Origin of the sequence: Pseudomonas sp. SbOxS1 (genome assembly GCF_013416725.1) — a bacterium.
Taxonomy (GTDB): domain Bacteria; phylum Pseudomonadota; class Gammaproteobacteria; order Pseudomonadales; family Pseudomonadaceae; genus Aquipseudomonas.
This window is the reverse complement of the sequence record NZ_JAAVXC010000004.1, coordinates 642,109-659,421: the sequence shown is the minus strand read 5'-3', so window position 1 is coordinate 659,421 and position 17,313 is coordinate 642,109. Positions and strand designations below refer to the sequence as shown.

The 17,313-nt window shown below is 59.8% G+C and carries 16 protein-coding genes; 13 read left to right on the top strand and 3 right to left on the bottom strand.

Annotated elements, in window-relative coordinates; all coding sequences use genetic code 11:
• The first annotated feature begins 271 nt into the window (after nucleotides 1-271).
• The 5 genes from HFK74_RS09375 to ispD all read left to right on the top strand — a co-directional run bounded on the left by HFK74_RS09375 (nucleotide 272) and on the right by ispD (nucleotide 5,370).
• The gene (locus HFK74_RS09375; protein ID WP_008057332.1) at nucleotides 272-1,903 is read left to right on the top strand and encodes a CTP synthase; all 1,632 of its coding nucleotides are present in this window, start codon (nucleotides 272-274) and stop codon (nucleotides 1,901-1,903) included.
• Nucleotides 1,904-1,908: 5 nt separating this feature from the next.
• Nucleotides 1,909-2,754, top strand: coding sequence for a 3-deoxy-8-phosphooctulonate synthase (gene kdsA, locus HFK74_RS09370; RefSeq protein WP_180203250.1), 846 nt, complete (start codon nucleotides 1,909-1,911; stop codon nucleotides 2,752-2,754).
• Nucleotides 2,755-2,926: 172 nt separating this feature from the next.
• Nucleotides 2,927-4,216, top strand: coding sequence for a phosphopyruvate hydratase (gene eno / locus HFK74_RS09365; RefSeq protein WP_008057334.1), 1,290 nt, complete (start codon nucleotides 2,927-2,929; stop codon nucleotides 4,214-4,216).
• A 171-nt stretch (nucleotides 4,217-4,387) separates the two neighbouring features.
• The gene (gene ftsB, locus HFK74_RS09360; protein ID WP_008057335.1) at nucleotides 4,388-4,666 is read left to right on the top strand and encodes a cell division protein FtsB; all 279 of its coding nucleotides are present in this window, start codon (nucleotides 4,388-4,390) and stop codon (nucleotides 4,664-4,666) included.
• A complete protein-coding gene (gene ispD / locus HFK74_RS09355) occupies nucleotides 4,663-5,370 on the top strand; it encodes a 2-C-methyl-D-erythritol 4-phosphate cytidylyltransferase (protein ID WP_180203249.1) in 708 nt (235 codons plus the stop codon). The genes ftsB and ispD overlap by 4 nt, the downstream gene beginning before the upstream one ends.
• Nucleotides 5,371-5,527: 157 nt before the next feature.
• Here ispD and HFK74_RS09350 read toward each other — a convergent pair whose 3' ends face one another.
• Nucleotides 5,528-6,424: a LysR substrate-binding domain-containing protein gene (locus HFK74_RS09350; protein WP_180203248.1), complete on the bottom strand. Its 897-nt coding sequence runs from the start codon at nucleotides 6,422-6,424 to the stop codon at nucleotides 5,528-5,530.
• A 107-nt stretch (nucleotides 6,425-6,531) separates the two neighbouring features.
• Here HFK74_RS09350 and HFK74_RS09345 point away from each other — a divergent pair, with 107 nt between their 5' ends.
• From HFK74_RS09345 to rpoS, 8 genes are all read left to right on the top strand, one after another.
• Complete coding sequence (locus tag HFK74_RS09345; protein WP_008057338.1) at nucleotides 6,532-7,644, top strand: S-(hydroxymethyl)glutathione dehydrogenase/class III alcohol dehydrogenase; 1,113 nt, start codon at nucleotides 6,532-6,534, stop codon at nucleotides 7,642-7,644.
• An 8-nt stretch (nucleotides 7,645-7,652) separates the two neighbouring features.
• The gene (gene fghA, locus HFK74_RS09340) at nucleotides 7,653-8,498 is read left to right on the top strand and encodes an S-formylglutathione hydrolase (RefSeq protein ID WP_180203247.1); all 846 of its coding nucleotides are present in this window, start codon (nucleotides 7,653-7,655) and stop codon (nucleotides 8,496-8,498) included.
• A 43-nt stretch (nucleotides 8,499-8,541) separates the two neighbouring features.
• The gene (gene ispF, locus HFK74_RS09335) at nucleotides 8,542-9,015 is read left to right on the top strand and encodes a 2-C-methyl-D-erythritol 2,4-cyclodiphosphate synthase (RefSeq protein WP_180203246.1); all 474 of its coding nucleotides are present in this window, start codon (nucleotides 8,542-8,544) and stop codon (nucleotides 9,013-9,015) included.
• Nucleotides 9,012-10,070, top strand: coding sequence for a tRNA pseudouridine(13) synthase TruD (gene truD / locus HFK74_RS09330; RefSeq protein WP_180203245.1), 1,059 nt, complete (start codon nucleotides 9,012-9,014; stop codon nucleotides 10,068-10,070). The genes ispF and truD overlap by 4 nt, the downstream gene beginning before the upstream one ends.
• A complete protein-coding gene (surE, locus tag HFK74_RS09325) occupies nucleotides 10,058-10,810 on the top strand; it encodes a 5'/3'-nucleotidase SurE (protein WP_008057342.1) in 753 nt (250 codons plus the stop codon). The genes truD and surE overlap by 13 nt, the downstream gene beginning before the upstream one ends.
• A 38-nt stretch (nucleotides 10,811-10,848) precedes the next feature.
• A complete protein-coding gene (locus tag HFK74_RS09320; protein WP_177325071.1) occupies nucleotides 10,849-11,484 on the top strand; it encodes a protein-L-isoaspartate(D-aspartate) O-methyltransferase in 636 nt (211 codons plus the stop codon).
• Between the two features lie 211 nt (nucleotides 11,485-11,695).
• Nucleotides 11,696-12,553, top strand: a complete 858-nt coding sequence (locus HFK74_RS09315) for a peptidoglycan DD-metalloendopeptidase family protein (protein ID WP_180203244.1) — start codon at nucleotides 11,696-11,698, stop codon at nucleotides 12,551-12,553.
• Between the two features lie 104 nt (nucleotides 12,554-12,657).
• On the top strand, nucleotides 12,658-13,665 hold the full coding sequence (rpoS, locus tag HFK74_RS09310; protein ID WP_180203243.1) for an RNA polymerase sigma factor RpoS: 1,008 nt from the start codon (nucleotides 12,658-12,660) through the stop codon (nucleotides 13,663-13,665).
• Between the two features lie 496 nt (nucleotides 13,666-14,161).
• On the opposite strand, the gene fdxA is transcribed toward rpoS, so the two are convergent.
• The gene (fdxA, locus tag HFK74_RS09305) at nucleotides 14,162-14,485 is read right to left on the bottom strand and encodes a ferredoxin FdxA (RefSeq protein WP_008057346.1); all 324 of its coding nucleotides are present in this window, start codon (nucleotides 14,483-14,485) and stop codon (nucleotides 14,162-14,164) included.
• Between the two features lie 142 nt (nucleotides 14,486-14,627).
• Entirely contained in the window at nucleotides 14,628-17,207 is a 2,580-nt protein-coding gene (gene mutS, locus HFK74_RS09300) for a DNA mismatch repair protein MutS (protein ID WP_180203242.1), read from the bottom strand.
• Between the last annotated feature and the right edge of the window lie 106 nt (nucleotides 17,208-17,313).

Here is a 17,313-nt window from a genome sequence, read left to right as displayed (position 1 = left end):
GGGCTTTCCGGTAGACTACGCTCCCTTCTTGATACAACTTCTGTGGATTCGCCTGAATTGCAGGAGTTGCCGATTACCAAGCAGTCTTTGCTGGGCGATTCCAAAAAATGTGTAGCGAGCAACGAACCGGTGTTTCATTTCCCGGTCTGTCACAACGCGGCGGTTTTTTTGAAAGGTGCACTGTGATTAATGCAGGTGATCGGGGGCTTCGGCCTTCCTTCGCTTTCCCCGGCGGCTCGGACCGCTTTAACGCAGACTTCTAGGGTTTTTCATGACGCGCTACATATTCGTCACGGGCGGTGTTGTTTCTTCTTTGGGGAAAGGCATTGCATCGGCATCATTGGCGGCCATCCTGGAGGCGCGGGGACTTAAGGTCACCATGCTGAAGCTGGACCCGTACATCAACGTCGACCCGGGCACCATGAGCCCGTTCCAGCACGGTGAAGTGTTCGTCACCCACGACGGCGCCGAGACCGACCTGGACCTGGGCCACTACGAGCGGTTCATCCGCACGACCATGACCCAGAACAACAACTTCACCACCGGCCGTGTCTACGAGCACGTGCTGCGCAAAGAGCGCCGTGGTGACTACCTGGGTGCAACCATCCAGGTGATTCCGCACATCACCGACGAAATCAAGCGCCGCATCATCAAGGGCGCCGGCGATGCCGACGTGGCGATGGTCGAGATCGGTGGCACCGTGGGTGACATCGAGTCGCAACCGTTCCTGGAGGCCATCCGCCAGCTGCGTTTCGAAGTCGGCGCCAAGCGCGCGATGCTGATGCACCTGACACTGGTGCCGTACATCGCCACTGCCGGCGAAACGAAGACCAAGCCAACCCAGCACTCGGTGAAGGAACTGCGTTCCATCGGCCTGCAACCTGACGTGCTGGTGTGCCGCTCCGATCACCCGATCGATGTGTCGTCGCGTCGCAAGATCGCGCAGTTCACCAACGTTGAAGAACGTGCGGTGATCGCGCTGGAAGACGCCGACACCATCTACAAGATCCCGGGCATCCTGCACTCCCAGGGCCTGGACGACTTCGTCGTCGAGCGTTTCGGCCTGCAATGCGGCGGTGCTGACCTGTCCGAATGGGAAGCCGTGGTTGACGCCAAGCTCAACCCTGAGCACGAAGTCACCATCGCCATGGTCGGCAAGTACATGGAACTGCTGGACGCGTACAAGTCGCTGATCGAAGCGATGAGCCACGCCGGTATCAGCAACCGCACCAAGGTCAACCTGCGCTACATCGATTCCGAAGACATCGAGAACCAGGGCACTGCGCTGCTCGAAGGCGTCGACGCGATCCTGGTCCCTGGCGGCTTCGGCCTGCGTGGCGTGGAAGGCAAGATCACTGCCGTCCAGTACGCTCGCGAAAACAAGGTTCCATACCTGGGCATCTGCCTGGGCATGCAAGTGGCCGTGATCGAGTTCGCTCGTAACGTGCTGGGCTGGAAAGACGCCAACTCCACCGAGTTCGATCGCGCCAGCGGTCACCCGGTCGTGGGCCTGATCACCGAGTGGGAAGATGCCACCGGCGCCGTCGAAACCCGTACCGAAGCGTCCGATCTGGGTGGCACCATGCGCCTGGGCGCCCAGGATTGCCTGCTGGAGCCGGGTTCCCTGGTTCATGGCTGCTACGGCAAGGACGTGATCGTCGAGCGTCACCGTCATCGCTACGAAGTGAACAACAACCTGCTGCCGCAGATCATCGAAGCCGGCCTGAAAATCTCTGGTCGTTCCGGTGATGGCGCGCTGGTTGAAGTGGTTGAAGCCCCGGATCATCCATGGTTCGTCGCTTGCCAGTTCCACCCTGAGTTCACCTCGACGCCTCGCGACGGTCACCCATTGTTCAGCGGTTTCGTCAAAGCAGCTTTGGCTCAACACCAGAAGAAGGCTTGAACCCCATGGCGCAGAAGATCATCCGCGTAGGCGATATCGAGATTGCCAACGACAAGCCAATGGTTTTGTTTGGTGGCATGAACGTGCTGGAAAGCCGCGACATGGCGATGCAGGTCTGCGAAGAGTACGTGAAGGTTACCCAGAAACTGGGTATCCCTTACGTGTTCAAGGCCAGCTTCGACAAGGCCAACCGTTCCTCCGTGACCTCTTACCGTGGCCCCGGCCTGGAAGAGGGCATGCGGATTTTCCAGGACATCAAGCAAGCCTTTGGCGTGCCGATCATCACCGACGTCCACGAGCCGGAGCAGGCCGCGGTCGTCGCTGAAGTCTGCGATATCATCCAGCTGCCGGCCTTCCTGTCGCGCCAGACCGACCTCGTGGTCGCGATGGCCAAGACAGGGGCGGTGATCAACATCAAGAAAGCCCAGTTCCTCGCACCTCATGAAATGAAACACATCCTGAGCAAGTGCGTGGAAGCGGGTAACGATCAGTTGATCCTCTGCGAGCGCGGTTCGAGCTTCGGCTACAACAACCTGGTCGTCGATATGCTCGGCTTCGGCATCATGAAGCAGTTCGAATACCCGGTGTTCTTCGACGTGACCCACGCGCTGCAAATGCCTGGCGGTCGTTCCGACTCCGCCGGTGGTCGCCGCGCCCAGGTCACCGACCTGGCGAAAGCCGGCATGAGCCAGTCCCTGGCGGGTCTGTTCCTCGAAGCCCACCCGGATCCGGACAACGCCAAATGCGACGGCCCTTGCGCCTTGCGCCTGGACAAACTGGAGCCATTCCTGGCCCAGCTCAAAGCCCTGGACGAATTGGTGAAGAGTTTTCCGACGGTAGAAACCGCGTAATCCTCATTTCTCCCCGTAGGAGCTGGCTTGCCAGCGAAGGGTCCCTCGAATCTTTCCGAGATTTCGAGAACGCCTTCGCTGGCAAGCCAGCTCCTACAAAAAGTAATATGACCCACAAGTTATAAATCGAGCGGTACAAAGCGTTTTCGTCAACTTTGGAGTGTTTACAACAATGGCTAAAATCGTCGACATCAAAGGTCGTGAAGTTCTCGACTCCCGTGGCAATCCCACCGTGGAAGCGGATGTGCTTCTCGATAACGGCATCATCGGCAGCGCTTGCGCGCCGTCCGGTGCTTCCACTGGCTCGCGTGAAGCGCTCGAGCTGCGTGATGGCGACAAGAGCCGTTACCTGGGCAAGGGCGTACTTAAGGCCGTGGCCAACATCAACGGTCCGATCAAAGACCTGTTGAAAGGCATGGACCCAAGCGACCAGAAAGCCCTCGACCTGGCGATGATCAAGCTCGACGGTACTGAAAACAAAGGTTCCCTGGGCGCCAACGCGATCCTCGCCGTTTCCCTGGCCGCGGCCAAGGCAGCAGCACAGGACCAGGACCTGCCGCTGTACGCGCACATCGCCAACCTGAACGGCACCCCGGGTGTGTACTCGATGCCGGTTCCGATGATGAACATCATCAACGGTGGCGAGCACGCCGATAACAACGTCGACATCCAGGAATTCATGGTGCAGCCGGTTGGCGCCAAGTCTTTCTCGGAAGGCCTGCGCATGGGCACCGAAATTTTCCACCACCTCAAGGCTGTTCTGAAGGCCCGTGGCCTGAGCACTGCCGTGGGTGACGAAGGTGGTTTCGCACCTAACCTGGCTTCCAACGAAGACGCTTTGAAAGTGATCTCCGAAGCCGTGGCCAACGCCGGTTACACCCTGGGCACCGACGTGACCCTGGCCCTGGATTGCGCGGCCAGCGAATTCTACGAAGACGGCAAGTACAACCTGTCCGGCGAAGGCCAGGTGTTCACCGCTGAAGGTTTCGCTGACTATCTGAAAGGCCTGACCGAGCGTTACCCGATCATCTCCATCGAAGATGGCCTGGACGAGTCCGACTGGGCTGGCTGGAAAATCCTCACCGACAAGATCGGCGAGAAGACTCAGCTGGTAGGCGACGACCTGTTCGTGACCAACACCAAGATCCTGAAAGAAGGCATCGACAAGAAGATCGCCAACTCGATCCTGATCAAGTTCAACCAGATCGGCACCCTGACCGAAACCCTGGAAGCCATCCAGATGGCCAAGGCCGCCGGTTACACCGCCGTGATCTCGCACCGTTCGGGCGAAACCGAAGATTCGACCATTGCCGACCTGGCCGTGGGCACTTCGGCTGGCCAGATCAAGACCGGCTCCCTGTGCCGTTCCGACCGCGTTTCCAAGTACAACCAACTGCTGCGTATCGAAGAGCAGTTGAACGGTAAAGCCAAGTACAACGGCCGCAGCGAATTCCGCGGTTGATAGTAAGCTGGTAAAAAAGACACCGGATTGTGTCGGAAAAATCGCAGCAGCGACGTTTTTGCCACTAATCTGATGCCTTGAAAGCACAAGCCTGGTTCTTCCAGGCTTCGTGCTATCAGTAGCTTCATGTTTTGGTATGGCTGTCTTTTTCCACTGGATACCTGATATTCGATGCGCAGTCCCAATTGGTTGTTTCTCGTCTTGCTCCTGTTGCTGGCTGGCCTGCAGTACCGCCTGTGGGTGGGTAATGGCAGCCTGGCGCAAGTGGCTGAGCTGACCCAGCAGATTGCGGATCAGCAGGCCGAGAACCAGACATTGCTGGAACGTAATCGGGTGATGGACGCGGAAGTCAGCGAGTTGAAGAAAGGCATGGAGACCGTTGAAGAACGGGCTCGCCATGAGTTGGGCATGGTCAAGGACGGTGAAACCCTTTACCAGCTGGCCCAATGAACCTTGAACTGCCGGCCTTCTGGGCCGTGATTCCTGCCGCGGGCGTCGGTGCCCGTATGGCCGCGGACCGTCCCAAGCAATACTTGCAACTGGGCGGGCGCACTATTATCGAACACAGCCTCGGCTGTTTCCTCGATCATCCTGGCCTGAAGGGCCTGGTGGTCAGTCTTGCTGTTGATGATCCTTATTGGCCGAACCTGCCGCTTGCCGGCGATCCGCGTATCGCACGGGTCGAGGGGGGCGCCGAGCGTTCCGGATCGGTGCTCAACGCGTTGCTGCATTTGCATGCCCAAGGTGCCGATGATGAGGATTGGGTGTTGGTTCACGATGCCGCACGGCCAAACCTGAGTCGCAACGATCTGGACAAGCTGCTGGCTGAGCTGGCTGACGATCCGGTCGGTGGACTGCTGGCGGTTCCGGCTCGGGATACGCTCAAACGGGTCGACAAACACGGTCGTGTGGTCGAAACCGTGGACCGCAGTGTGATCTGGCAGGCCTACACGCCGCAGATGTTTCGCCTTGGGGCGTTGCATCGGGCATTGGCGGACAGTCTGGTGGCGGACGCTGTCATCACCGACGAAGCGTCGGCGATGGAGTGGGCGGGTATGGCTCCGCGCTTGATTGAAGGTCGATCGGACAACCTCAAGGTTACGCGGCCCGAAGACCTAGAGTGGTTGAAACAGCGTTGGGCCAATCGTCGCTGATTGATTTGGGTTCAGTGTTGTCCCCAATCGCGAGCAGGCTCACTCCTACAGGGTTCATTGATGCGCTCAAGATTTACGGTTGACCCCCGCCCCCTGTAGGAGTGAGCCTGCTCGCGATAGCGATAGTCCGGGCACCGAAATCTTGCTGACACGCCAGCTAGCTTCGGTACTCCGGCCTTTGCGCCAACCCCTCCTTCAAAAAATCCACCAACTTGCGCACCTTCGGCGACAAATGCCGCTGCTGCGGATACAACGCCCAAACGGCCGTATTCGGCGGTTGATGCGCTTCCAGCAACGAAATCAACGCGCCGCTTTTCAGATGCTCGAGCACGTAATAGTCCGGCAACTGACACAACCCCACACCCTGTAGCGCCGCGTCCAGCACCGCTTGCCCACTGTTGCAGCGCCAGTTTCCCTGGACCCGCTGGGAAAATTCCCGCCCGTTCTGTTCCAGTTGCCAGAGGTCCGAACTGCCAATAAGACAATTGTGCCGGCTCAACTCCGACAAGCTGTGTGGTCGACCATAACGTTCCAGGTAGGAAGGCGACGCGCAGAGGAACATGCGCCGTGGCGCGAGGCGGGTGGCGACCAGTCTTGAGTCCTGCAGGCGCCCCAGGCGGATCGCCAGGTCCAGGCCTTCATGCACCAGGTCGAGTTGGCGATTGCTCAATTCAATGTCGATCCGCAATTGCGGATATAGCCCCATGAAGCGAGTCACCAACGGCACGATGAAGCGTTCGCCATAAGCCACCGCGCAAGTCATGCGCAACATGCCCTTGGGTTCGCTGGTCAGGTCGCCGACCGCCCGCAACGCCTCTTCGCGGCCATCCTGCAAGCGCTGACAATGTTGCAGAAAGGTTTGCCCAGCCTCGGTCAGCGTGACCCGCCGAGTGCTGCGATAGAGCAGGCGGGTTTGCAGGCGCTCTTCCAGGCGTACGATTTGTCGACTGACGTGCGAGGAAGAAACCCCCAGGCGTTCGGCCGCGGCAGTGAACTGACTGCATTCGGCGACGGCGACGAATTCGTCGATCCCTTCCCAGCGGTTTTCCGACATCGAAGATTATCCCTGTGTAGCAATAATGTTTTGCTTTTGTCCTGATTATTCACCGTAAGGCGCTGTATTACACTCCTTGTCTCGTTTTTATTCACTGGAGAATCACCATGATCAAGTCACGCGCCGCCGTTGCCTTCGAGGCCAAGAAACCTCTGGAGATCGTTGAAGTCGATGTCGCCATGCCCAAGGCCGGTGAAGTGTTGCTGCGCGTGGTGGCTTCCGGTGTCTGCCATACCGATGCCTACACCCTCTCGGGCGCTGACCCGGAAGGCATTTTCCCGTCGATCCTCGGTCACGAAGGCGGAGCCATCGTCGAAGCGATCGGTGAAGGCGTGACCTCGGTGGCGGTGGGCGATCATGTGATCCCGCTGTACACCCCGGAATGCCGCCAGTGCAAATTCTGCCTGTCGGGCAAAACCAACCTCTGCCAGGCGATTCGTGCGACCCAGGGCAAAGGCCTGATGCCAGATGGCACATCGCGGTTTTCCTACAAAGGCCAGCCGATTTTCCACTACATGGGTACTTCAACCTTCTCCGAGTACACCGTACTGCCGGAAATTTCCGTGGCCAAGATCGCCAAGGAAGCGCCGCTGGAAAAAGTCTGCCTGTTGGGTTGTGGTGTCACCACCGGCATCGGCGCCGTGTTGAACACCGCCAAGGTGAAACCCGGTGACACCGTGGCCATTTTCGGTCTGGGTGGCATCGGTCTGTCGGCGGTCATCGGCGCAGTAAAAGCCAAGGCCGGACGGATCATTGCCATCGACATCAACCCGGCCAAATTCGAGATCGCCAAGCAGCTGGGTGCAACCGATTGTGTAAACCCGAAAGACTTCGATCGCCCGATCCAGGAAGTTATCGTCGACATGACCGACGGCGGCGTCGACTTTTCCTTCGAGTGCATCGGCAATGTTCAACTGATGCGTGCCGCCCTCGAGTGCTGCCACAAGGGTTGGGGCGAGTCGGTGATCATCGGTGTTGCCGGTGCCGGCCAGGAAATCTCCACCCGTCCGTTCCAGCTGGTCACCGGTCGCGTCTGGCGCGGTTCTGCGTTCGGCGGCGTGCGCGGCCGTACCGAATTGCCAAGCTACGTGGAAATGGCCGAGACCGGTGAGATCCCGCTGGATACCTTCATCACCCACACCATGGGCCTTGAAGATATCAACAAGGCGTTCGACCTGATGCATGAAGGAAAAAGCATCCGCTCCGTCATTCATTTCTGAGGTCAGCCATGAGCCTGGAAAATATCTCCTGCCAGAAAAGCTTCGGCGGCTGGCACAAGCGTTATCGCCATCGCTCGGAAACGCTCGGTTGCGACATGGTGTTTGCCGTGTACCTGCCGCCGCAAGCGGAGCAGGGCGGCAAGTTGCCGGTGCTGTACTGGTTGTCCGGCCTGACCTGCACCGACGAGAACTTCATGCAGAAGGCCGGCGCCATGCGCATGGCCGCCGAGTTGGGGCTGATCATCGTCGCACCGGACACCAGCCCTCGCGGCGCTGATGTACCGGGTGATCCGGACGGTGCCTGGGACTTCGGCCTCGGCGCCGGGTTCTACTTGAACGCCACCCAGGAACCCTGGTCGCGCCACTATCGGATGCATGACTATGTCGTGCAGGAATTACCGGCATTGGTTGAAGCCCATTTCCCTGCGTCGGACAAGCGCGGCATCAGCGGTCACTCCATGGGTGGCCACGGTGCGCTGGTCTGTGCCCTGCGCAATCCGGGGCGTTATCTGTCGGTATCGGCGTTCTCGCCGATCAACAACCCGATGGATTGCCCGTGGGGGCAGAAGGCCTTTTCCCGCTATCTGGGCGAAGACCGTTCGAAATGGCGTGAATGGGATGCCTGTGCGTTGATTGCCGAGGCCGATGAAAAGCTGCCGCTGTTGGTCGACCAAGGCGATCGCGACGATTTCCTCGCCAATCAGTTGAAGCCCGAAGCCTTGCAACAGGCGGCCAAACTGGCCGGTCACCCGCTGACGTTGCGCCTGCAACCGGGCTATGACCACAGCTATTTCTTCATCGCCAGTTTCATCGATGAGCACTTGCGGCATCACGCGCATGCTCTAGGTGCCTAATGCAGGTAGAATCACGCCCTGACAAAATTCGGGGCGTTTTTTTATGCGTATTGGCCACGGCTATGATGTGCACCGTTTCGCTGAAGGCGATTTCATCACTCTGGGCGGGGTGCGCATTGCACACAGCTTCGGGCTGCTCGCTCACTCCGACGGTGACGTCCTGCTGCACGCCTTGAGCGATGCCTTGCTCGGTGCTGCTGCGCTGGGTGACATCGGCAAGCATTTCCCGGACACCGACCCGCAATTCAAGGGCGCCGACAGCCGAGCGCTGTTGCGTCATGTCGTCGCGTTGATCCACGCCAAAGGCTGGAAAGTCGCTAACGTCGACAACACCATCGTGGCCCAGGCGCCGAAAATGGCCCCCCATATCGAATCGATGCGCACGCTGATTGCCGCGGATCTTCAAGTTGAGTTGGATCAAGTGAACGTGAAAGCTACCACCACCGAAAAGCTCGGCTTCGTCGGTCGCGAAGAGGGCATTGCCGTGCATTCCGTTGCCTTGTTGCTGCGCGCATGAACGAACTGCAATTGCTCGGCCCGCGGGCCTATGGTGAACCGCTCGGCAGCGCCGTACTGAAAGCCATCGCCGAAGATTTCCAGGTCGATGAAGTCCTTGATATTCCCTTGAGCGGTGACGGCGAACACCTGTGGATCTGGGTGGAAAAACGCGGCCTGAATACGGAAGAGGCGGCACGTCGAATCGCCAAGGCGGCCGGGGTGCCATTGCGCACTGTCAGCTACGCCGGGCTCAAGGACCGCCAGGCGCTGACGCGCCAGTGGTTCAGCGTACAACTGCCGGGCAAGGCCGATCCGGACCTGTCCGCGGCAGAAAACGACACGTTGAAAATCCTCAAGACCAGCCGGCATAAACGCAAGCTGCAACGCGGTGCCCACGCGGCCAACGGCTTCACCTTGCGCCTGACGCAGTTCGCTGGCGACAAGGCCGCCATTGAAGAGCGCCTGCAGCTGATTGCCAAACAAGGCATCCCCAATTATTTCGGGGCCCAGCGCTTTGGGCATGACGGCGGCAACGTGGTCGACGCCCGTGCCTGGGCCGCGCGCAAGGCCTTGCCGGAGCAGCGCAACGTGCGTTCGCGCCTGCTGTCGACCGCCCGCAGTTTCCTGTTCAACCAGGTGTTGGCCGCGCGTGTCGCCGACGGTACCTGGCAGCAGGCGCAGGTCGGCGATCTGCTGGCGTTCACCGATAGCCGCAGCTTTTTTCCGGCAGGAGAGGCCGAGTGCAGCGACCCACGCCTGGCGATTCTCGACCTGCACCCGACCGGTCCGCAGTGGGGCGAAGGTGACTCGCCGGCCACGGGCGCTGTCCATGAACTGGAGCAGGCGATCGCCGCTCGCGAAGCAGACCTTCGCGATTGGTTGATCAACGCCGGAATGAGCCACGAACGCCGCATCCTGCGGCTGCCCATTGCCGGGTTGACGTGGCATTATCCCGAACCTGACATTCTGCAACTGGAATTCGTCCTGCCGGCCGGATGCTTCGCCACCGTATTGGTGCGCGAGCTTGTTGATCTGGTGCCGGTGGGGCAGACGGACAGCCCATGCGTATTCTGATTTCTAACGACGACGGGGTAACCGCACCCGGACTCGCCGCGCTTCATGCTGCGCTGGCGGATTACACCGAGTGCGTGGTGATTGCCCCGGACCAGGACAAAAGCGGCGCGAGCAGTTCGCTCACGCTGGACCGTCCGCTGCATCCGCACACGCTGGCCAACGGCTTTATCAGCGTCAATGGCACGCCGACCGATTGCGTGCACCTGGGCCTCAACGGCTTGCTCGAGCGTGAGGCGGACATGGTGGTGTCCGGTATCAACCTGGGCGCCAACCTGGGGGACGACGTGCTCTACTCGGGTACCGTGGCGGCAGCACTCGAAGGCCGGTTCCTGGCGCGTCCTGCGTTTGCCTTTTCGCTGGTCTCGCGACAAGTCGACAACCTTGCCACGGCGGCCTACTTTGCGCGCAAACTGGTCGAGGCCCATGCGGATCTCGAACTGCCACCGCGTACGGTACTGAACGTGAATATTCCCAATTTGCCGCTGGAGCACATCCGCGGTATCCAGTTGACCCGCCTCGGGCATCGCGCCCGCGCGGCAGCACCGGTGAAAGTGGTCGATCCGCGAGGCAGGTCCGGGTACTGGATCGCGGCGGCGGGGGACGCTGAGGATGGCGGCCCCGGCACCGATTTCCATGCCGTGATGCAGGGCTTTGTTTCCATCACGCCGTTGCAACTGGATCGCACCTTCAATGATGCCTTCAGAAGCCTCGACGGCTGGCTGGAGGGGTTGCACCCATGACCCGCGGACAAGACGACATGCTGCATCGCGGCATCGGCATGACCTCGCAACGGACCCGCGAACGCCTGATCCAGCGCTTGTATGAAGAGGGGATTACCAACGCCAAGGTGTTGGAAGTCATTCGTCGTACACCGCGTCACCTGTTCGTCGACGAGGCGCTGGCGCACCGGGCCTACGAAGACACGGCGCTGCCCATCGGCCATAACCAGACCATCTCCCAGCCTTATATGGTGGCTCGCATGAGCGAGTTGCTGCTCGAAGCCGGGCCGTTGGACAAGGTCATGGAAATCGGCACGGGGTCGGGTTATCAGACGGCGGTGTTGTCGCAGCTGGTCGAGCGGGTTTTTTCCGTGGAACGTATCAAGGTGCTGCAAGACCGGGCCAAGGAGCGCCTGGTCGAGCTGAATTTGCGTAACGTAGTATTTCGCTGGGGCGATGGCTGGGAGGGTTGGCCAGCGCTGGCGCCCTACAACGGCATTATCGTCACGGCGGTGGCAACTGACGTACCTCAGGCGCTGCTTGATCAGCTGGCGCCAGGGGGGCGCCTGGTGATCCCGGTCGGCTCCGGTGAAGTTCAACAACTGATGCTGATCGTCCGGGAAGAAAATGGCTTCTCCAGGCGTGTCCTGGGGTCGGTGCGCTTCGTCCCGTTACTCAATGGTCCACTGGCCTGAGCATTTATTTAAACGCGCTGAATTCTCTTCGATGGCCTCTGTCTTATAGCGGGGTCGATTGATTAAACGGGGTGTTTTGGCGGGCAGCAAACGTGTGCGCCAAGCCATTTCGCTTCATTAAGGGTAAAGCCGGCACGGCCCGTTATACTTGCGACACTTCGTGCCGGAACACGGCAAATCACATTTTCAGCCACCACAAAGGGAGCGGCGGGTGAGTCTCACAGTCATAGCGCAGCGTATGGGTACAACGAGCTTTCAGCGCCTGGTGACTGGCCTTGTCATGAGCACCTTGCTGGTCGGTTGCTCCAGTAACAAATCCAGCGATGTAGGTGTTGTCGACCGCAACAAAGCCGCCGTCCAGCGCCCGGCCGTGACCACCGGGCAGTACGTCGTTCGTCCCAAGGACACCCTGTTCTCCATCGCCTTTCGCTACGGCTGGGACTACAAGGCGCTGGCGGCGCGCAACAACATTGAGCCGCCGTACACCATCCGTCCGGGCCAGACGATTCGCTTTGATGGGCGCACCGGTTCAACGCCGACCACCGTGGTCAGCTCTTCCAGTTCCTCGCCTTCGTCCTCGAGTAAAACCACGGTCATCCGTCGCTCTGCGGACGGTACGACCACCTCCACACCGGTGGTTGTACCGTCCGTCGCCAACAAGCCGGCACCCGCTCCACTGCCTCCACCGGGTCCAGCCCCGACCGGCTGGGGGTGGCCATCTAATGGCATTTTGATTGGCAAATTCTCATCAAACGGTAGTTTGAATAAAGGAATTGATATCGCAGGGGATTTGGGACAGCCTGTTTTAGCTGCGTCTGATGGGACGGTGGTATACGCCGGGAGTGGCTTAAGGGGCTACGGCGAATTAGTCATCATCAAACACAGTGAAACCTACGTCAGTGCCTACGGACATAACCGCAGGTTGTTGGTTCGGGAGGGGCAGCAGGTCAAGGTCGGACAGACAATTGCCGAAATGGGGTCAACGGGTACAGACCGGGTGAAACTGCATTTTGAGATTCGCCGCCAAGGTAAACCAGTAGATCCGCTGCAATTCCTGCCACGTCGTTGATCGCTTCCAGCCTGTTCCGTCACGTAGAGGGGACAGGCTCCAGCGTTGCCAAGGATAAAGGCGCCGCTTGAGCTTGAGGTCGAACTCACCAAAGGACTATAACAATGGCTCTCAGTAAAGAAGTGCCGGAGTTTGACATCGACGATGAGGTTCTCCTGATGGAGACCGACGTCGGCACGGATTCGATGTCGAATGATGAAGGGGCGGCTCCACCTTCCGTTCGTGCCAAATCCAAACACTCCGCGACATTGAAGCAACACAAGTACATCGATTACACGCGGGCACTCGATGCCACGCAGCTGTACCTCAATGAAATCGGCTTTTCCCCTCTACTGTCCCCCGAAGAAGAAGTGCACTTTGCGCGCCTGTCGCAAAGTGGAGATCCGGCCGGGCGCAAACGCATGATTGAAAGTAACCTGCGGCTGGTGGTGAAAATCGCCCGGCGTTACGTCAATCGGGGTCTTTCGCTGCTCGATCTGATCGAAGAGGGCAACCTCGGCTTGATCCGGGCGGTGGAGAAGTTCGACCCTGAGCGCGGTTTCCGCTTCTCGACCTACGCAACCTGGTGGATTCGTCAGACCATCGAGCGCGCGATCATGAATCAGACCCGGACCATCCGGTTGCCGATCCATGTGGTCAAGGAGCTCAACGTGTACCTGCGGGCCGCACGGGAGCTGACGCAAAAACTCGATCATGAGCCCTCACCCGAAGAGATCGCCAACCTGCTGGAAAAACCGGTAGCGGAGGTCAAGCGCATGCTGGGCCTCAACGAGCGAGTTTCTTCGGTCGACGTCTCGCTGGGTCCGGACTCGGATAAAACCCTGCTGGACACCCTTACCGACGATCGCCCAACCGATCCATGCGAACTGCTGCAGGATGACGACCTGTCTCAAAGCATCGACCAGTGGCTCTCGGAGTTGACCGACAAGCAGCGCGAGGTGGTTGTACGCCGCTTCGGCCTGCGTGGTCACGAGAGCAGCACCCTTGAAGATGTGGGCCTGGAAATTGGCCTGACCCGTGAGCGGGTCAGACAGATTCAGGTAGAAGGTCTGAAACGCCTGCGGGAGATCCTGGAGAAAAACGGGCTGTCGAGCGAGTCGCTGTTTCAATAAGCCATTCGTTAGCGCTCCGTATTGCGGATAACAAGAAGCCCCGACTGGTTCGGGGCTTTTTGTTGTCCGCAATCCTGGTTTTCTTCCCCGGGACGCCAGCGCAGCTTTGTAGCTTCAGGGTGTAAGTCTTCGCTTACTCTTTACGTAAGTGTTCACTATTTTTACAGGTTGGCAGTCGACCATATTTTTCCCGGGTCAGTTTTATCCCGCTGAAAAACCAGCAGATTTTCTAACGTGAACCGGATGTGACAAGCCATCCGGGCCCGCCCGGGCGATTGCTCTTGGCGGTAAAAACTCTAGTATCGGTGCTGTGTCTACGGACAGACACGCCCTTCAAGGACGAGGGGAAAGGACATCGCAGGAAGCGATTCATCAGGATGATGAAAAGGAACACAGGGAATAGGGAAAAAATGTGGGCGGGTCAGACCGCCCCTTTTTTTGCCTGCAGAAAAGCAAAAAGGCCCTTGTGGGGCCTTTTTCTGGAACGCGGGGATAATCAGCGTTCGAGGTGTTCGATCTTGCCTGGCTTGCCATCCCACTCAGCGGCATCGGGCAACGGATCTTTGCGTTCGGTGACGTTCGGCCAGACCTCGGCCAATTCGAGGTTCAGAGCGATAAAGTTTTCCATGCCTGCAGGCACTTCATCTTCGGAGAAGATGGCTACGGCAGGGCATTCAGGTTCGCACAGTGCGCAGTCGATGCACTCATCCGGGTGAATCACCAGGAAATTCGGGCCTTCGTAAAAGCAGTCCACCGGACAGACTTCTACGCAGTCGGTGTACTTGCACTTGATGCAGTTGTCGGTGACGACGAAGGTCATTTCTAATTTTCTCCTCAGGCGCGGCTTGCTGCGCCCCTTCACGTAGGGGTCGCAAGGTTTGGGAGCGATAGTCTGCAAGCCAGGCTAAAAGCCTGCAGCATCCCAAACCGCGCGAGATTCTAACAGCTTGCAAGCCGGTGCGTTAGACCCGTGTCTTTAGTGTATAGAGCATTTCGAGCGCGCGACGTGGCGTCATGTTGTCCAGATCGAGTTTGGCCAGTTCATCCAGCACCGGATGCGGCAGGCTGGCGAACATGTCGCTTTGCTGTGGCGCGGCCGGTTTGCCTTTGGTCGGCGCAGGCGCCTCATGGGGCAGGGCGGTGTCTTCCAGCCGGCTCAAGTGCTCACGGGCACGCACGATCACTTCGTTCGGCACACCGGCCAACTGCGCGACTGCCAGGCCGTAGCTCTGGCTGGCTGGCCCTGGCAACACATGGTGCAGGAACACGATGCGTTCGTTGTGCTCGGTGGCGTTGAGGTGCACGTTGGCTACCAGCGGCTGGGCTTCCGGCAACACCGTCAGCTCAAAGTAGTGGGTGGCGAACAGGGTGTAGGCCCGCAGGTGCGCCAGGCGTTCCGCCGCCGCCCACGCCAGGGACAGGCCGTCGAAGGTGCTGGTGCCGCGCCCCACTTCGTCCATCAGCACCAGGCTGCGTTCGGTGGCGTTGTGCAGGATGTTGGCGGTTTCGCTCATCTCGACCATGAAGGTCGAGCGTCCGCCGGCCAGGTCATCGCTGGAGCCGATCCGCGTGAAGATGCGGTCGACCAGGGACAACTCGCAACTGGCCGCCGGCACGAAGCTGCCGATGTGCGCCAGGAGCACAATCAAGGCGGTCTGACGCATGTAGGTGGATTTACCGCCCATGTTCGGACCAGTGATCACCAGCATGCGGGTGTTGTCGTCCAGGCTCAGGTCGTTGGCCACGAACGGGGTGGTCAATACCTGTTCAACCACCGGGTGGCGACCCTGGTTGATGCGCATGCACGGCTCGCTGACAAAACGCGGGCAGTTCAGGTCGAGGTTCAGCGCCCGTTCGGCCAGGTTGCTCAGCACGTCAAGCTCGGCCAGCGCTGCCGCTGTGTCCTGCAGGGGTGGCAGCTGGGCGATCAGGTCTTCAAGCAGCGCTTCGTACAGCATCTTCTCCCGCGCCAGGGCACGGCTCTTGGCTGACAGTGCCTTGTCTTCGAAGGCTTTCAGTTCCGGTGTAATGAAGCGCTCGGCGCCTTTGAGGGTCTGGCGGCGAATGTAGTCGGCAGGGGCGGACTCGGCCTGCTTGCTCGGCAGTTCGATGAAGTAGCCGTGGATGCGGTTGTAGCCGACTTTCAGGTGAGACAGGCCCGTGCGGGCTTTTTCCCGGGCTTCGAGGTCGATCAGGAATTGCCCGGCGTTCTCGCTGAGAGATTGCAGTTCATCGAGTTCGCTGTCGTAACCGGTTTTCAGCACGCCGCCGTCACGGATCACCGCGGGCGGGTTGTCGATGATGGCTTTTTCCAGCAATGCCGCCAGTTCCGGGTAGGTGCTGGTGGTGGTTGCCAGTTGGTTGAGGTGTGGCGCTTCCAGTTCGGTCATCGCCACTTGCAGTTGCGGCAGCGCGCCGAGGGCATCACGCAGGCGGGCGAGGTCCCGTGGGCGGGCATTGCGCAGGCCGATCCGGGCGAGAATGCGCTCAATGTCGCCGATTTCCTTGAGCTGCGGTTGCAGCTTTTCGAAACGGTAGCCGTCCAGCAGGCAGGTGATCGAGGTCTGGCGCGCCAGCAACACGCTCAAGTCACGCAGCGGGCGGTTCAGCCAGCGCGTCAGCAGGCGGCTGCCCATGGCGGTCTGGCAACGATCGACCACCGATTGCAGGGTGTTGTCGCGACCGCCGGCCAGGTTGGTGTCCAGTTCCAGGTTGCGGCGACTCGCACCGTCCAGCACCACGGTATCGTCCAGGCGTTCGTGGCGCAGGCTGCGCAAGTGCGGCAGGGCGGTGCGCTGGGTTTCTTTCGCGTAGGCCAGCAGGCAGCCGGCGGCGCCTATGGCCAGGGTCAGGTTTTCGCAACCGAAACCTTTCAGGTCCTGGGTGGAGAATTGCTGGCAAAGACTCTTGAGTGCCGAATCACGCTCGAAATCCCACGGCGCGCGGCGACGGACTCCGCGACGTTTCTCGGCCGGCAGATCCTTGGGCCAGTCATCGGGGATCAGCAATTCCACCGGATTGACGCGCTCCAGTTCCGCCAGCAGGTTTTCCCAACCCTTGATTTCCAGCACGCTGAAGTTGCCACTGGTGATGTCCAGCACCGCCAGGCCGAACAGGCGCTCATCGCCCAGGACGGCGGCGATCAGGTTGTCCCGGCGTTCATCGAGCAGCGCTTCGTCGCTCACCGTACCCGGGGTGATGATCCGCACCACCTGGCGATCCACCGGGCCTTTGCTGGTGGCCGGGTCGCCGACCTGCTCGCAGATCACCACGGACTCGCCGAGCTTCACCAGTTTCGCCAGATAACCTTCCGCCGCATGGTAAGGAATACCGCACATCGGAATCGCCTGGCCAGCCGACTGTCCGCGAGCGGTCAGGGTGATGTCGAGGAGCTTGGCGGCCTTCTTCGCGTCTTCATAGAAGATCTCGTAGAAGTCGCCCATGCGGTAAAACATCAACTGGTCAGGGTGCTGGTTCTTCAGGCGCCAGTACTGCTGCATCATCGGCGTGTGCGAGGACAGGTCGGAGAGGGCTTTATTCATCGGATTGCCAGGAAAACTCGTTCAAAAGGTGTGGGGCAAAAGCGGGCGTTGGCACGGCTTTTCCGCGATGGGCGCAAGGTTACCATGGGCAGTCTTGTCGACGCAG

What these genes read in the sequence shown, in the direction of transcription:
- HFK74_RS09320 (WP_177325071.1), top strand. Translation starts at nt 10,849, where the DNA reads ATGACCTCGCAACGGACCCGCGAACGCCTGATCCAGCGCTTGTATGAA.
- surE (WP_008057342.1), top strand. Translation starts at nt 10,058, where the DNA reads ATGCGTATTCTGATTTCTAACGACGACGGGGTAACCGCACCCGGACTC.
- HFK74_RS09345 (WP_008057338.1), top strand. Translation starts at nt 6,532, where the DNA reads ATGATCAAGTCACGCGCCGCCGTTGCCTTCGAGGCCAAGAAACCTCTG.
- fdxA (WP_008057346.1), bottom strand. Translation starts at nt 14,485, where the DNA reads ATGACCTTCGTCGTCACCGACAACTGCATCAAGTGCAAGTACACCGAC.
- ispD (WP_180203249.1), top strand. Translation starts at nt 4,663, where the DNA reads ATGAACCTTGAACTGCCGGCCTTCTGGGCCGTGATTCCTGCCGCGGGC.
- HFK74_RS09350 (WP_180203248.1), bottom strand. Translation starts at nt 6,424, where the DNA reads ATGTCGGAAAACCGCTGGGAAGGGATCGACGAATTCGTCGCCGTCGCC.
- rpoS (WP_180203243.1), top strand. Translation starts at nt 12,658, where the DNA reads ATGGCTCTCAGTAAAGAAGTGCCGGAGTTTGACATCGACGATGAGGTT.
- eno (WP_008057334.1), top strand. Translation starts at nt 2,927, where the DNA reads ATGGCTAAAATCGTCGACATCAAAGGTCGTGAAGTTCTCGACTCCCGT.
- fghA (WP_180203247.1), top strand. Translation starts at nt 7,653, where the DNA reads ATGAGCCTGGAAAATATCTCCTGCCAGAAAAGCTTCGGCGGCTGGCAC.
- ispF (WP_180203246.1), top strand. Translation starts at nt 8,542, where the DNA reads ATGCGTATTGGCCACGGCTATGATGTGCACCGTTTCGCTGAAGGCGAT.
- ftsB (WP_008057335.1), top strand. Translation starts at nt 4,388, where the DNA reads ATGCGCAGTCCCAATTGGTTGTTTCTCGTCTTGCTCCTGTTGCTGGCT.
- HFK74_RS09375 (WP_008057332.1), top strand. Translation starts at nt 272, where the DNA reads ATGACGCGCTACATATTCGTCACGGGCGGTGTTGTTTCTTCTTTGGGG.
- mutS (WP_180203242.1), bottom strand. Translation starts at nt 17,207, where the DNA reads ATGAATAAAGCCCTCTCCGACCTGTCCTCGCACACGCCGATGATGCAG.
- truD (WP_180203245.1), top strand. Translation starts at nt 9,012, where the DNA reads ATGAACGAACTGCAATTGCTCGGCCCGCGGGCCTATGGTGAACCGCTC.
- kdsA (WP_180203250.1), top strand. Translation starts at nt 1,909, where the DNA reads ATGGCGCAGAAGATCATCCGCGTAGGCGATATCGAGATTGCCAACGAC.